This is a genomic window from Niallia sp. FSL K6-0212 (assembly GCF_038007605.1).
GTDB classification, from domain to species: Bacteria; Bacillota; Bacilli; order Bacillales; family Cytobacillaceae; genus Niallia; species Niallia circulans.
Map to the genome: position 1 here is coordinate 1,001,564 of NZ_JBBOXL010000001.1, position 13,765 is coordinate 1,015,328.

At 37.2% G+C, this 13,765-nt stretch carries 11 protein-coding genes and 1 riboswitch; all 11 genes read right to left on the reverse strand.

Annotation, left to right across the window (positions count from 1 at the left end):
- Window positions 1-8: 8 nt before the first annotated feature.
- The 11 genes from pgmB to tenA all read right to left on the reverse strand — a co-directional run bounded on the left by pgmB (window position 9) and on the right by tenA (window position 13,266).
- Entirely contained in the window at window positions 9-668 is a 660-nt protein-coding gene (gene pgmB, locus MHH96_RS04565) for a beta-phosphoglucomutase (RefSeq protein ID WP_047940860.1), read from the reverse strand.
- Window positions 669-770: 102 nt separating this feature from the next.
- Window positions 771-3,047, reverse strand: a complete 2,277-nt coding sequence (locus MHH96_RS04570) for a glycoside hydrolase family 65 protein (RefSeq protein WP_047940861.1) — start codon at window positions 3,045-3,047, stop codon at window positions 771-773.
- 12 nt (window positions 3,048-3,059) lie between these two features.
- Window positions 3,060-3,932 carry a DUF1189 family protein gene (locus tag MHH96_RS04575; protein WP_047940862.1) on the reverse strand — a complete coding sequence of 291 codons (873 nt, stop codon included), beginning with the start codon at window positions 3,930-3,932 and terminating at the stop codon, window positions 3,060-3,062.
- 108 nt (window positions 3,933-4,040) lie between these two features.
- Entirely contained in the window at window positions 4,041-4,877 is an 837-nt protein-coding gene (locus MHH96_RS04580) for a sugar ABC transporter permease (RefSeq protein ID WP_047940863.1), read from the reverse strand.
- A 1-nt stretch (window position 4,878) separates the two neighbouring features.
- Window positions 4,879-6,180 carry a sugar ABC transporter permease gene (locus MHH96_RS04585; RefSeq protein WP_047940864.1) on the reverse strand — a complete coding sequence of 434 codons (1,302 nt, stop codon included), beginning with the start codon at window positions 6,178-6,180 and terminating at the stop codon, window positions 4,879-4,881.
- 231 nt (window positions 6,181-6,411) lie between these two features.
- Window positions 6,412-7,671: an extracellular solute-binding protein gene (locus MHH96_RS04590; RefSeq protein ID WP_047940865.1), complete on the reverse strand. Its 1,260-nt coding sequence runs from the start codon at window positions 7,669-7,671 to the stop codon at window positions 6,412-6,414.
- A gap of 312 nt (window positions 7,672-7,983) precedes the next feature.
- Window positions 7,984-9,417 carry a PTS system trehalose-specific EIIBC component gene (gene treP, locus MHH96_RS04595; RefSeq protein WP_144544936.1) on the reverse strand — a complete coding sequence of 478 codons (1,434 nt, stop codon included), beginning with the start codon at window positions 9,415-9,417 and terminating at the stop codon, window positions 7,984-7,986.
- Between the two features lie 278 nt (window positions 9,418-9,695).
- Window positions 9,696-10,430 (reverse strand): energy-coupling factor transporter transmembrane component T family protein, encoded by a 735-nt coding sequence (locus tag MHH96_RS04600; RefSeq protein ID WP_123258537.1) that lies wholly within the window; start codon window positions 10,428-10,430, stop codon window positions 9,696-9,698.
- A complete protein-coding gene (locus tag MHH96_RS04605; RefSeq protein WP_144545012.1) occupies window positions 10,396-12,009 on the reverse strand; it encodes an ABC transporter ATP-binding protein in 1,614 nt (537 codons plus the stop codon). Before MHH96_RS04605 ends, MHH96_RS04600 begins: the two co-directional genes overlap by 35 nt.
- Window positions 11,987-12,583: an ECF transporter S component gene (locus tag MHH96_RS04610; RefSeq protein WP_095329448.1), complete on the reverse strand. Its 597-nt coding sequence runs from the start codon at window positions 12,581-12,583 to the stop codon at window positions 11,987-11,989. The genes MHH96_RS04605 and MHH96_RS04610 overlap by 23 nt, the downstream gene beginning before the upstream one ends.
- Window positions 12,580-13,266: a thiaminase II gene (tenA, locus tag MHH96_RS04615; RefSeq protein ID WP_144544938.1), complete on the reverse strand. Its 687-nt coding sequence runs from the start codon at window positions 13,264-13,266 to the stop codon at window positions 12,580-12,582. Before tenA ends, MHH96_RS04610 begins: the two co-directional genes overlap by 4 nt.
- Window positions 13,267-13,383: 117 nt before the next feature.
- Window positions 13,384-13,483, reverse strand: a riboswitch (TPP riboswitch).
- Between the last annotated feature and the right edge of the window lie 282 nt (window positions 13,484-13,765).

Here is a 13,765-nt window from a genome sequence, read left to right on the forward strand (position 1 = left end):
CCACTCTATTATTCCCCTAACTTTTCCTTTAAGCGTTCAAGGGTTATTTCTGCTGTACTTCCGACTTGCCAATCTGCTAATTTCATGCGGTCAGGGGTGCCAACACCAACCGCAAACATATTTGCTCCCTTTATTGCTTGAATGCCAGCTTCCGCGTCTTCCACTCCCACACATTCACGCACTTGTAACTGCAGCTGCTCTGCTGCTTTTACAAAGATTTCTGGATCAGGCTTCCCTTTTTTTAATTTTCCGGGATCAACGATGGTATCAAAAAAGTTTGTTACTTCTAAACGATCTAATATCACTGGACCATTTTTGCTTGCAGAAGCAAGGCCAAGTTGTAAACCAGCTTCTTTGCATTCTACCAAGAAGTCTTTTATCCCAGGCAATAAATCATTCGGGGTAATTTCTTTAATTAGCTCTTGATAATAGGTATTTTTATCATGTGCCAGCTCTTCCACTTGCGCGTCGGAAAATTGCCCGCGAATTCCCCCATGATCTAGTATTTTATATAAAGAGTCCATGCGGCTAACACCTTTTAATTCTTCATTAAACTCACGATCAAAAGGAACAGCAATGGCCTCAGCTGTTTTCTTCCACGCTAAATAATGATATTCTGCAGTGTCTGTAATAACTCCGTCTAAATCAAAGATAATTCCTTTTAACATATTCACGTCCTCCTATGAAAAAGGAGCCGCGCTTCCTTTATTCTAGCGCCTTTCTCTAGCAATAGAATAACAATCAATCAACGGCTCCCTTCTGCTAACTAGCTACTTCTTTCCAACAAACTCTTTTTCTAATAAAATATCTTTTCCATATAACTGAATCTTTAACGCATTCCCAGACAGAAGCTCTAATTTCACTTCCTCTGAAGTCGTCGTGACTCGAATTAATCGATTTCGATAATTGATTGTAAAGGTGTAGCTATTCCATCCTTTAGGAACAAATGGTGCAAAGGAAAGAATTCCTGTTGCTGTGCGCATTCCAGCAAAACCGTGGACAATAGCCAGCCAGCTTCCTGACATGCTAGTTATATGCAATCCATCTTCTGTATCGTTATTATAATTATCAAGATCTAATCTTGCCGTGCGCTGATACATCTCATATGCCTTTTCCTCCAGCCCGATTTCTGCTGCTAAAATAGAATGAACACAAGGGGAAAGACTTGATTCATGTACAGTCATTGGCTCATAAAAATCAAAGTTGCGCTTTTTCTCTTCTAAGCTAAATTCATGATTTAAGAAGTACATCCCTTGTAAAACATCGGCCTGCTTAATAAAACAAGAACGCAAAATTTTATCCCAAGACCAATTTTGATTAAGTGGTCTCTCTTCTTTTAAGAGGGTATCTACAGTCTGTAAATCCTTATCAAGGAATGTATCGTGCTGAACAAAGATTCCCAATTCTTCATCTACTGGGAAATACATCTTGTCAATGATTTCTTGCCATTTTGCTAATTCACTTTTGCCAATATTTAAATCTGTTTTTCTTTTTGAAGTTGTTTTATCAAGTAATTCTAAAGTATATCTTAATGTCCACGTCGCAATCTTATTCGTATACCAATTGTTATTTACGTTATTCTCATATTCATTTGGTCCTGTTACTCCATGTATCATGTATTGATCATTTTTTTTCGAATAATGTACGCGATCTGCCCAAAAGCGGCTGATTCCGACTAATACATCTAATCCTTCATTTAATGCATAGGTTTCGTCACCTGTGTACGTTGTGTAATTAAAAATAGCATGGGCAATGGCACCGTTACGATGAATTTCTTCAAAGGTAATCTCCCATTCATTATGGCACTCTACCCCAGTGAAAGTTACCATTGGGTATAATGCACCTTTCAGTCCCTGCTGTTTGGCATTATGCTCCGCACCTGGCAGCTGTTGGCGGCGATAACGTAATAGCTGCTCTGTTACTTTAGGCTCTGCTACAGCCAAATACATTGGTACGATATATGCTTCTGTATCCCAGTAGGTTGCTCCCCCATATTTTTCTCCTGTAAAACCTTTTGGCCCTACATTGAGACGCGCATCGTCCCCATAGTACGTAGAGAATAATTGAAAAATATTGAATCGGATTCCTTGCTGCGCTTCTTCATCCCCATCAATTTGAACATCCGCCTTTTCCCAGCGGGCTGCCCAGGCAGCAATATGTTCTTCTTTTAAGGAATCATATCCTTTTTCTCTCGCTTGTTTTGCTAACAGATCAGAAACAGCCCCTAATCTTTCTTCTTCCCAATCACGAGAAGTCGAAACCGCGACATATTTCTGAAGGTGAATTGTTTCTCCTTGTTTAAGCTTATTATTATACGCATTTGCAACATACATCGGCTTTTCATTGTAAGAAGTTACTTCTAGGTGATTAATGGTATTAACCATCGAAGCAGATACTGCAAATCTTGGTGTTCCAAAAGGATTATCAACCGTTTTCATTATTAGATTGGCAGCATTAGCTTCTACTTTTCTGCTAATCTCTTCCCAGAATTTTTCCTCATAGTTGGAGTCTTCATTTGTCACATCACCATCTAAATAAGGAACTAATTCAATCTTATGCGTTCCTGTTAGTGCAGTTACCATTATATCTATTGCACACACTTCTTTTGCAACAATACTTAAAAAGCGTTCAAACTTAAACTGGATTCGACTTTCTCCTTTGTGGAGGATGAAGCTTCTTCTTAAAATGCCTTCCTTCATATCTAGCTCAAGGTGAAAATCAGTAATGTTTTCCTTATACAAATCTATTTTGGTACCGTCTACATAAATATCGACACCAATGAAGTTCAGCGCATTGATCACTTTGCCAAAATATTGAGGATAGCCATTTTTCCACCAGCCAACCCTTGTTTTATCAGGAAACCATACACCTGCAATATACGTACCTTGATGGAAATCCCCTGAGTATCCTTCTTCAAAGTTACCACGCATCCCCATATAACCATTTCCGATGGAGGTTAGACTTTCCTGCAGTCGCTTTTCTTTTTTTTCCAACTTATTTGATATTAATTTCCAGCTGTTTATTTCGAAAAGACGCTTATTTGTCATAATCTTCTCTCCCTATGCTTTATCTGAATCTATCTTTAGTCTTTTTTCTTTAAATCCTGTTCTAAAAAAAGCAAATGCAATCATTAATACCGTTCCAAGTCCTTGTATCATGATGAAGGTTGCAACATCAAATTGAATAAATCCATAGATTACAGCTAATATGGTTGGTAGTCCTGCTGCGTTAAGGACAATGGTTGCTGCCTCTTTAAAGGTTCTTATATCGGTAATATTTGATTTCTTTGTCAGCCATAATACGAGTGACATAAATAGAAATTGCACTACATTCATCGCTGTATAAACACCTGCTAGTAATAGTAACAGGATTGGCAGAAGGAACGCTTTGTTCTGCACATACCATAATGTTCCGATATATCGCAGGACATCTTCCTTGTTTTCTATTTTGAAAGGATATTTCTCCTCATTCATTGGGTAATACAATTGAAACCCAAACCCATTTTCTTCGGCAATTACAGCATAGTCCTCTTTAAAAACAATGGCATTTTCATAACCTTTAATAGCAATTGTCTGATCTTCTCCAGTCATCTGATATTTATTGTCCTTATCAATTGCAATCACATTTCCGCCTGTCTCTTCTGTATATTGACTGTCTATTCCCACTAACTTACCGTTTTTAACTTGTTTTGAAGACAATGACTTGGCAAAATCATCTGTAATTAATTCAGCTGTCTGGGGAAACAAAAACTCAAATGGGAAATTTGTTAGTTTTGCCATTTGAATAGAGGTTGGCATCATCATACATGCAATTAAGAAAATAAAAAGGAAAATCATTTTCGGCCATGTTAATAGATTCTTACCCTTAAATACATTTGTCGGTGTAATAATAGACTTGAAATATTGCATCAAAAATGGTTCCGACTTCTTCATTGTAATCCCACTCTCTTACTTTAAAATTCTTTGTTGTTTTCTTTCTATCCTAAGACGCCCGCGCCACTACTAGCAGACGTCTCTAACATTTCTTCAGTTGGTCACCGATTAGCCTTTTGATCCGCCGCTAGTTAAACCAGATACAAAGTTCTTTTGCAGGAAGAAGAATAAGACAACAATTGGTAATGCTGCGAGAACCGCTCCTGCCGCAAATAGCGCTACCTTTTGTTCACGCGGGTTGGAAATTAATGTTTGTAATCCAACAGCCAATGTTAATAATTCGTTGGAGCGTAATAAAAACTTAGATAATAAGAAATCATTAAATGGTGTCATAAATGCCCATAAAGCTTGAACGGCAAGCATTGGGCGCACTAATGGTAAGTTAATTTGTACAAAGATTCTTAAATGACCTGCTCCATCAATTCTTGCACTTTCGTCAAATTCACGCGGTATGGTATCAAAATACCCTTTCATTAACCATACGTTCATCGGGATACCACCACCGATATAGATTAATGACAGCAGCCAATAAGAATCAATTGCTCCAAGTACTGTTGCTAGTACGTAATAAGCAGTTAATGCTGCCATTGTTGGAACCATTTGAATAACAAGGAAGAAAATTAAGCTATATTTTCTTCCAACAAAGCGATAGCGGCTGAATACATATCCAGAAAGAGTGACCAATGTTACTTGCACAACCATTACTGCAACCGCAATAATAATCGTATTTTTATACCAGCTTAAATAATTCGTTTCACTAAAAAGTCTTTGGAAATTATCAAGTCCCCAGTTTGCATCCAATTTCAATGTAAATGCCGCCATATTAGTAGCTTGAAAGGCACTTGATGCCGTTACTAATAATGGGTAAATGATTACTATTGATAGGATTCCAAGAAAACCATATGTTAATATTCTATTGATAAGTCGCGATGCTTTCATGCTCATCCTACATCATCTCCTCATTGCCAAAAGCATTTGTTTTCTTAAATGTTATGAGTGATACTGCAATTACAATTGCGGAAATAATCAATGTTACCGCTGCTGCAACTGCATATTGCGGTGCTTGCCCTGTTGTTAATTTATAAATCCATGAAATGAGGATATCTGTCGATCCTGCATTCCATCCAATACTTCCTGGACCACCTTCATTAAACAAGTAGATGATAGAGAAGTTGTTAAAGTTAAATGTATACTGTGTGATCATAACTGGCGCTGTTGCAAAAAGGATCATCGGTAATGTGATATTGCGGAATTGCTGCAAAGCAGTTGCTCCATCAAGGTTGGCTGCTTCATATAAATCATCTGAAATAGATTGCAATACTCCTGTTACCATTACAAAAATATATGGAAATCCAAGCCAGCCTTGAATCATAATAAGTGCTGTTTTTGTCCAAGTCGCATCTGTCTTCCAAGAAATTGCCGGTATATCAATGAATGGAAGATGATTGATCAATGGGATTACTTGTGCGTTAATGGCACCAATACTGTCATTAAACATATTAGAGAATCCCATGATCGAAATAAATGCTGGTACAGCCCATGGCAATAAGAAAAGAATTCGGAAAAATGCTTTCCCTTTTACATGCTTCTGATGTAGCACTACAGCAGCAACGACACCAAGAACGATTTGTAAAGTGGTTGCCCCAAATGTCCAAATTAATGTCCAAACAAGGATTTTCATAAATGTTGCACGATAAGAACTTAAGAAAAAGATGTTGGTAAAGTTCTCAAAACCAATCCAATCAATCAGCTTAAATGGCGGTATATGTTGAAAATCATAGTTTGTAAATGCTATAAATAATGTCACTAATACCGGAAAAATAATGATAAAAGCCATTAAAATATAAGACGGGAATGTAAAGATGTAAGGGAATCCTTGCTCCCAAAGATTTTTCAATATATCAACCGTCTTCGTATTGATTTTTTCTCCTCTATCTCTTAATGCCCCTATTTTACGAGCATCATAAATGTTTAGTATATAGAAGAAGAGAAAGATAACAGTTAAAATTAACTGTAATGTTCCTTTAATCATTAGGAATAACGAGTGATCATCACGAGGTATACTTCCTAATGTTATTAAGCCTTCCAAAGCCTGAAATCCAGTTAATGCCATCTCTATTGCAAAAACCAAGAAGAGAGCAAAAAATACTATTCCTTTAAATGCTTGTTTATTATAAAACTGACCTAACCCAGGAATAATGGATAACAGGGATGCTTTCTTTTTATGATTTGTTTCATTTCGACTCATTGTGGGCTATCCCCTTTCTATAAAATTGCATATTGTTGCATAATGGTAATTTATTGATTTACCAAAAGAAATCATCACTCGCCCAACTTCTTTTGATAAACCAACTTGTTTTGAAAGTGTTTTCAATGCAAACGATTGCGTTATGGAAAGACGAAATTTCTAATTATCAGTTATGACAATTAGAAATTTCGACTAAAAGGGAGTGGAATATCTCCCTTCCTTTAAGCTACCTTATTTATATTTTTGATCAATCGATTCTTTAATATTTTTCACTGTATCTTCTGCAGATTGTTCAGGTGTTTTCGCACCAGAAACTGCATCAAATATTAGATATTGTCCGCCATCCCATACTTCAGCCATTTGTTGAATATTAGGCATTGGAGAAGCGTTTTCAAAGTTTGCAATAACTGCTTGAGCTAATTCATTATCTGCTGGTACCGCTTTACGTGCAATTGTGTTTGCAGGAATTTCATTTGTAGCTTCAAAGAATTTTGTTGAATTATCAGCATTCCCAACATACTCTAACCATTTTGCAGCTAATTCCGGATCTTTCGCATAAGAAGAAGCTACCCACGCTTTTCCTCCACCAAATGCAGCGAATTTTTCACCATTTGGTAATGTAGGGATTGCACCAACTCCATAATTAACGCCAGCATCTTTAAAAGTATCTGCCATCCATGGGCCATCAATAATTACAGCTGTTTTCCCAGTAGTAAACATTTCTGTGATAAAATCACCAGAACCGGTTACGTCCTGCATACCTTTAGGCCATTGATCATACCAAGTCTTTGCATATTTAATGGCATCGATTGTACCTTGATTGTTTAACCCAATGTCAGTTGGATCTGTTCCTTCACTTCCAAATGCATATCCGCCATATCCAGCAACTAATCCATAACTAAAATAGAAGTCCGTCCATTTTGCTAAGAAAGCTGTGTTCTTGCCAGACTCAGCTTCAAACGCATACTTGCTATCTTTTGTTAATGCTTCTACCTCTGAGAAATCTTTAGGCATTTCTTTAATTAAATCTTTATTATAGAACCCTACTAAAGTTTCGATAACAAATGGTGTTCCATATTGTTTGCCATCAAACGTTACTAGTTTTTCTTCCGTTTCTGTAATTCCTTCAGGCTGTGCTGTTACTTCAGCTAAATGCCCTTGGCTTCCCATTGAACCAACACGGTCATATGGTGCGATAAATACATCTGGACCAGTTCCAGCAGGACCATCTAGCGCTAATGCGTCAGCTTGATCTGTCATCGCCATTACGACGACTTTTACTTCAGCATTATTTTTAGATTCAAAATCGCCTTTGATACTATCAATATATTTTTTATATCCATCTCCATCTACTGACACTGTTAATGTTTGTTTTCCGTCAGAAGATCCGCCTTTTGAACTTTCTTTCGTATCATTGCCGCCACAAGCGGTTAAAGAGAATGCAGTAAGCAACGCTACTCCTGACATTAATAGTTTTTTATAACTCTTCATGAAATTTTCCCTCCTTATTTATCTCACATTCTTATTGTAGATTTGAAACCGTTTTAATGCAATCGCTTTCTCTGTGTTACCGATAACAGAATGTAACATAAAAACATAACAATGAATAAATTACGCTATTATTGGGTAATGTCCGTAAAAGTATGTATATTTCTATGGACCAATAGAATTTGATTACCTTTGTCCGATCCTTTTTTATTAGCTTAGAGAACCTCTCCATGTACAAATAACGGAACGCAAACAAAAAAGAGTCGAAGTTATCCCTCCTAAGGGATACTGTTTCGACTCTTACTTATTAAAATTTTATCCTCTTACTCTTTTCAAAGAAACTTTCCCCATATTAAGCTTTGAGAAAACAATTGTCAGAATAAACGGTATAACAATTGCGAGCACCATTGCAATTAAAAATGTAGGCATATGTTCTGCTTTGATAGATAAAAATCCTGGCAATCCTCCTACCCCAATAGAATGAGCCATAACTCCTGATCCAACTGAGATAACTGCTGCCACCATCGATCCAATCATGGCCGCTAAGAATGGGAAGCCATATTTTAAATTAATACCAAACATGGCTGGCTCTGTAACGCCTAAATAACAGGAGATTGCCGCTGGAACGGATACTTGTTTTTCTTGTTCGTCTTTACGATTTAAATAAATCATCGCTAATACTGCTGATCCTTGGGCAATGTTAGATAAAGCAATCATTGGCCATAGATTTGTTCCGTCAAATACACTCATTAATTGTAAATCGATTGCATTTGTCATATGATGTAATCCTGTAATAACAAGTGGTGCATAAGCAAAACCAAATATGGCCGCAAATAACCATCCTACCGAAGAGGTTAGTCCAGAATAGACAACATCGGAAATGGCAGAACCAATTGTCCATCCAATTGGGCCTAATACGGTATGGGCAATTAATACAGTTGGTACTAATGCAAGGAATGGCACAAAAATCATCGAAATCGCATTTGGAATGATTTTACGCAGACGCAGCTCTAGGAATGAAAGTAATAGACCTGCTAAAATAGCGGGAATTACTTGAGCTTGGTACCCAATCATGTCTACTTGAGCAAACCCAAAATCCCAAAATGGAATTTCTTCTGCTCCAGCTACTGCATAAGCATTTAATAATTGCGGCGACACGAGTGTAATTCCTAATACAATTCCAAGAATGGGAGTAGCCCCCATCTTTCTTGCAACTGCCCATGTAATTCCGACAGGCAAGAAGTGGAATATCGCTTCTCCTATTAACCATAAGAAATCATTTGTCCCGGCCCAAAACTGCGATACTTCTACTAATTTTTTAGTTCCGCCCTCCACTAATTTAATTTCGCCTATAACATTACGGAAACCAAGAATTAATCCTCCCACAACAATCGCTGGAATGAGCGGAGTAAAGATATCTGCTAAATGGGCAATCATTCTTTGCAGAAAATTCATGTTTTGCTTTGCTGCCTTTTTCGCTTCATCTTTAGAAGTATCACTTACTCCCGCAATAGCGATAAACTCATTGTAAAAAGATGAAACTTCATTGCCAATGATAACTTGGAATTGGCCTGCTTGAGTAAACGTTCCTTTTACAAGCTTGATTTTTTCAATGCTGTCAATATCAGCCTTAGATGGATCATTTAAAACAAAGCGCATTCTTGTCGCACAGTGTGTCACCACAGAAATGTTTCCGCTTCCACCAACATGCTCAAGAAGTTCTTTTACCTGTTCTGTGTACTTCCCCATCGTTCTTCCCCCTTTTGACTATACTATCCTGTATTTATTAAATCGATTATAATTCCTATTGCATAATCAACACATGTATATACAAGTGTTGATTACGTTTTCATTATAGTTGTATATACAGGTAGTGTCAATACAATTAAAATAAATATTTGAGATTAGGGAGAAAGGCGTTATTTGTCCATATTTTCCTAATAAAAATAGATCCCTACAATTTATTCATTTCCCTTCGTGTACATTCCGGAAGATATGAATAAATGTGGGATCTGAACTGCCAAGCCCTATATAAATACAGCAATACAAATAGCAATAACTATCATCATACTAAAATATAAATAATCAAATAATGTAATAGAAGTTTTTTGAAAATATGTCCTATCTTTTTCTCCTGTAAATCCTCTTACTTCCATTGCCATCGCCATTTGCTCGGAACGGCGAATTGCCTGTGTTAACAAGGGAACTGCATAGCGGAGGAAAGCCTTCCAGGTACCGCTATGTTTATAACCTCGAATTCGATGGGCTTCCTTTAATTGGGCAAGATCTGATTGAAACATCGGTATACAGCGAAAACCAGCCATCATTCCATATGCCCATTTCGGAGATAATTTCCATTGATGGATAAGACTCATCATTAATTCGTATAAATTCGTGGTGGTTGTAAAAAGCAATCCGATAGTCACAAATGCCAGCATCCGCATGGCAATAAGCAAACCACTATTGATACTTTCCTCAGTTACTTGAAACCAAGCCCACTTCCAAACGACTGTTTCTCCTTTTCCAAATGCCGCTAACATCCAAAAGGTAAGTACAAAAAAAATAGAATATGGGAGAAGCACTTTACCAAGAAATTTCCCTTTCCACCCCCCCAATGTTAAACCAAGTATTAACACATATAGCCAAATTGCTACAGTCGAAAAGGCGCTTTGAATCGTCATTAAAATAACCATTAATATGATATGGGTCATTAATTTCATCGCTGGATTAAGTTGTGATAGATAAGACTCGTTGCTTTTGATTGTCTTCCGCCTCCTTTAAATCAGCGATTAATTGATAATGAATAGGAGGAATAATAGCTAGCCTTTTACAAAGCTCTTGATTGGAGAAAAGCGAGTACGGCTGATCAGCAAAAACTAGGTTCTTTTGTTGTAGGACAACGACTTTGTCTGCATATTGATCCACTATATCCATATCATGTGTAACCATAATAATGGAAGTTCCCTCTTTCTTTCTTTTTTCAAGAACCTGTAATAAATCATGCGACGATTTTGCATCTTGCCCAAAGGTAGGTTCATCTAATAGAAGAATATCTTGATCTAATAACAGCATCGTAGCTACACTTAATCTTCTTTTCTGCCCAAAGCTAAGGGTGAAAGGATGTTGATTTTTATAAGGCTCTAATCCAAATTCCTGCAAAAGCTCTGTCGTTCTTTTATGAATAGCCGCTTTATCCCATTGATATTGAATACCGGAGAATGATATTTCATCAAAAACCGTTTGAGTAATAAATTGGAGCTCAGGGTTTTGAAATACAAATCCTAAGTGCTGATACAGCTCTCTGTCTTTCCACTTTTTCAGATCTTTTCCATGAAAGCAGATGTCTCCTTTTTGGCTTTTTTTAAGATGAGCAAGCAGCTTTAAAAAGGTGCTTTTTCCCGCACCGTTATTACCAATAACAGCAATCCATTCTCCTTTATTTACGGTTAACTCGATGTTTTCTAAAATGTTCTCTTTAAGGTAAGCAGCAGTTAAATTGTTCACTTCCAGAATAGGGTCGGGTTTTATTTCAAGAGCCATTGTCCTTTTTCTTTCATATGCCTTTATTAATTCTCGTCTTCTCGAATGATTTTCATTTTGGATTATATCCTCCCACTTATATGGAAAAACTTGTGGAAGCCATATACCTGCCTCTCGCATCTCCGCTTTATATTGTTTAACTACCATAGCTGGGTCGCCATCAGCAATTATTTGCCCTTTTTTATTGAAAAGAATGACACGATCCATCCATTCGATACAGCCATCTAACACATGCTCTACCATTATCATTGTTTGCCCAGCTCCAGCGGCAGTATCTTTCATTACCTCAAAGACTTCTTTTCTACCTGCCGGATCTAGCTGTGCTGTTGGTTCATCTAAAAAAAGCACCTCTGGCTCCAATGCTAAAAGGCAGGCCAGTGCTAGACGCTGTTTCATTCCCCCTGAAAGATTTGCAATAGGAGTATGCGGCTCTATTGTTAGTCCTACCTTTTCAAGAAGTTCAAAAATAATGGCATCCATTTCTTCCCTGGGTACTTTTCTATTTTCGAGACTAAAGGCAATTTCCTCATCAACATGCTGCATGCAAAACTGGGTATCAGGATTTTGGAAAAGAACCCCTGTGCTTTTTCTCCTAATCACTTCTCCCGATACATATGCTTCGATATGTTCTGGAATAATGCCCGCTAAAACAGATAGAATAGTAGACTTCCCACTGCCGCTTGGACCAAGGATTAATACTTTTTCTCCTTGATTAATATGTAGTGTCACTTCTTGGAGGACAGGTTCCCTATCCTCCAAGAAGCGCACAGACAGATGGTTACATCCTAACAATGAACTCATCATTACTCTCCTTCTTTCGGTTCACTTTAGAAATCGCATAACCATTTAAGACTCCTGTTTTTCCAAGTCCCTCTACAATTGCCTTTGCTAATAATCCACCCAAAATAAGACCACTTATTACTTGAATAACAAAGGTTAATAAAAGTGTCGTTGTCGTATAATAAGAAAAACCATTTGCTAGAAGGCTATATAGCATGCTGCCACAAGCTGCCAATCCTCCAGATAACATTAAGACAGAAACATGGTATTTTTTATAACGAAAAATCGCAAATGCTATTTCTGCCCCGACTCCTTGGAATACGCCGATTAAAAGTGCTGATAAACCAAAGTGACTGCCAATCAAGAGCTCGACCGAAGCTGCTACTACCTCTGCAATTAAAGCAGCCCCTGGCTTCTGCAGAATAAAGGCAACTATGGGACTGGCTATCACCCATATGCCAAACATAAAGTTAGCACCAACTGGGCCGACAAGTGCCGAAATAGGGAGCCATAAAGTGGACCAGCCCATATAGAGAACGCCGCATGCTACGGCAATCACTACTAGTAAGACAACCTCTTTAACTTTCCAGTTCATATAGACACCTCAAACGTCTTTACTGGCCACTCCTCCACATGGTATGCCATATCCCAAAACTTATATTCTAGCTGACAGCTTAATAAAAAGTATTCCTTTAACTTTTCCTTCTGTTCTTCATTAAGGGTTTCAGCAAGTTCATCTAATCGCTGACAAAGCGGAGTAGTAACTGTCATAGGGCCATCCCCATAAAAATGGATCCAGTCATAAAAAGGATGGGTACTATCTGGGTTTACCTCTTCTAAAAGTTTTTTCCCGATTTCTACATACGTCCATGGACAAGGTAAAAGCACTGCGATAATATCAGCAATTCCTCCTTGATGGGCAACTGTTAGCATATGGCGAATATAATGGTGAGCAGCGGGAGCTACTGGGAATCCTTGTAGGTCTTCATATTTAACACCTGCTACCTCACAAAAATTATTATGAGGGTGTATCTCACTATGAAGCACAAAGGAAATTTGGTTATTAAATAGCTCCATGTCTTGTCTGTTCGTACTTTTTGAAATCGCCAATCCATAAATTTTCATAAAAGCATTTAAATATTCAAAGTCTTGTTTCACATAATGTATAAGCTGCTCTTTCTTTAAATCCCCTTTAGCAATTCCTTGTACAAATGAATGTTCCATAATTGCCTGAAAAATTGGTTCTGCCTGTGCACGTAATTCTTGTGAAAAACTCATGTCCATTTCCTCCTTTAATTTTTATTGAAAAGGAAAACATGGAGTAACTTTGTATACAAAAAAGCCACTCCAAAAAATGGAGTGGCTTTATAATGAATAAATAAAACACTAATATTCAATGGGCCGACTCCACTTTCCTACGCTAGTATGAACTAGATCAGGTTCAAAGGGTCCAAGTAATCTTGTCTCAGCCAAAAAGGCTCCCCTAGTGGATTTTCCTATTCAATTACTTACTACATTACCGAATACACATAATTTTTGTCAATCATTTTTCACTGATACTTTTTGATTATTCTGTTTATCCTTCCTATTAGAAGGGAAACTTAAATATATATTTTCCGTTAATCTTTTAGAAACTTTCACAAAATAGACATATTTATGTGATTTTTTTCACAAAGTTTAAGTGTATAATCACTATATAAACAGTAATAACATTTTACAAAAGAAAGAACTCTAAGATATTATGGAGAAAAGTAACAACACAGTAAATGATTAACGA

Coding starts and splice junctions, on each gene's coding strand:
- pgmB (WP_047940860.1), bottom strand. CDS start 668: ATGTTAAAAGGAATTATCTTTGATTTAGACGGAGTTATTACAGACACT.
- MHH96_RS04570 (WP_047940861.1), bottom strand. CDS start 3,047: ATGACAAATAAGCGTCTTTTCGAAATAAACAGCTGGAAATTAATATCA.
- MHH96_RS04575 (WP_047940862.1), bottom strand. CDS start 3,932: ATGAAGAAGTCGGAACCATTTTTGATGCAATATTTCAAGTCTATTATT.
- MHH96_RS04580 (WP_047940863.1), bottom strand. CDS start 4,877: ATGAGCATGAAAGCATCGCGACTTATCAATAGAATATTAACATATGGT.
- MHH96_RS04585 (WP_047940864.1), bottom strand. CDS start 6,180: ATGAGTCGAAATGAAACAAATCATAAAAAGAAAGCATCCCTGTTATCC.
- MHH96_RS04590 (WP_047940865.1), bottom strand. CDS start 7,671: ATGAAGAGTTATAAAAAACTATTAATGTCAGGAGTAGCGTTGCTTACT.
- treP (WP_144544936.1), bottom strand. CDS start 9,417: ATGGGGAAGTACACAGAACAGGTAAAAGAACTTCTTGAGCATGTTGGT.
- MHH96_RS04605 (WP_144545012.1), bottom strand. CDS start 12,009: ATGAGTTCATTGTTAGGATGTAACCATCTGTCTGTGCGCTTCTTGGAG.
- MHH96_RS04610 (WP_095329448.1), bottom strand. CDS start 12,583: ATGAACTGGAAAGTTAAAGAGGTTGTCTTACTAGTAGTGATTGCCGTA.
- tenA (WP_144544938.1), bottom strand. CDS start 13,266: ATGAGTTTTTCACAAGAATTACGTGCACAGGCAGAACCAATTTTTCAG.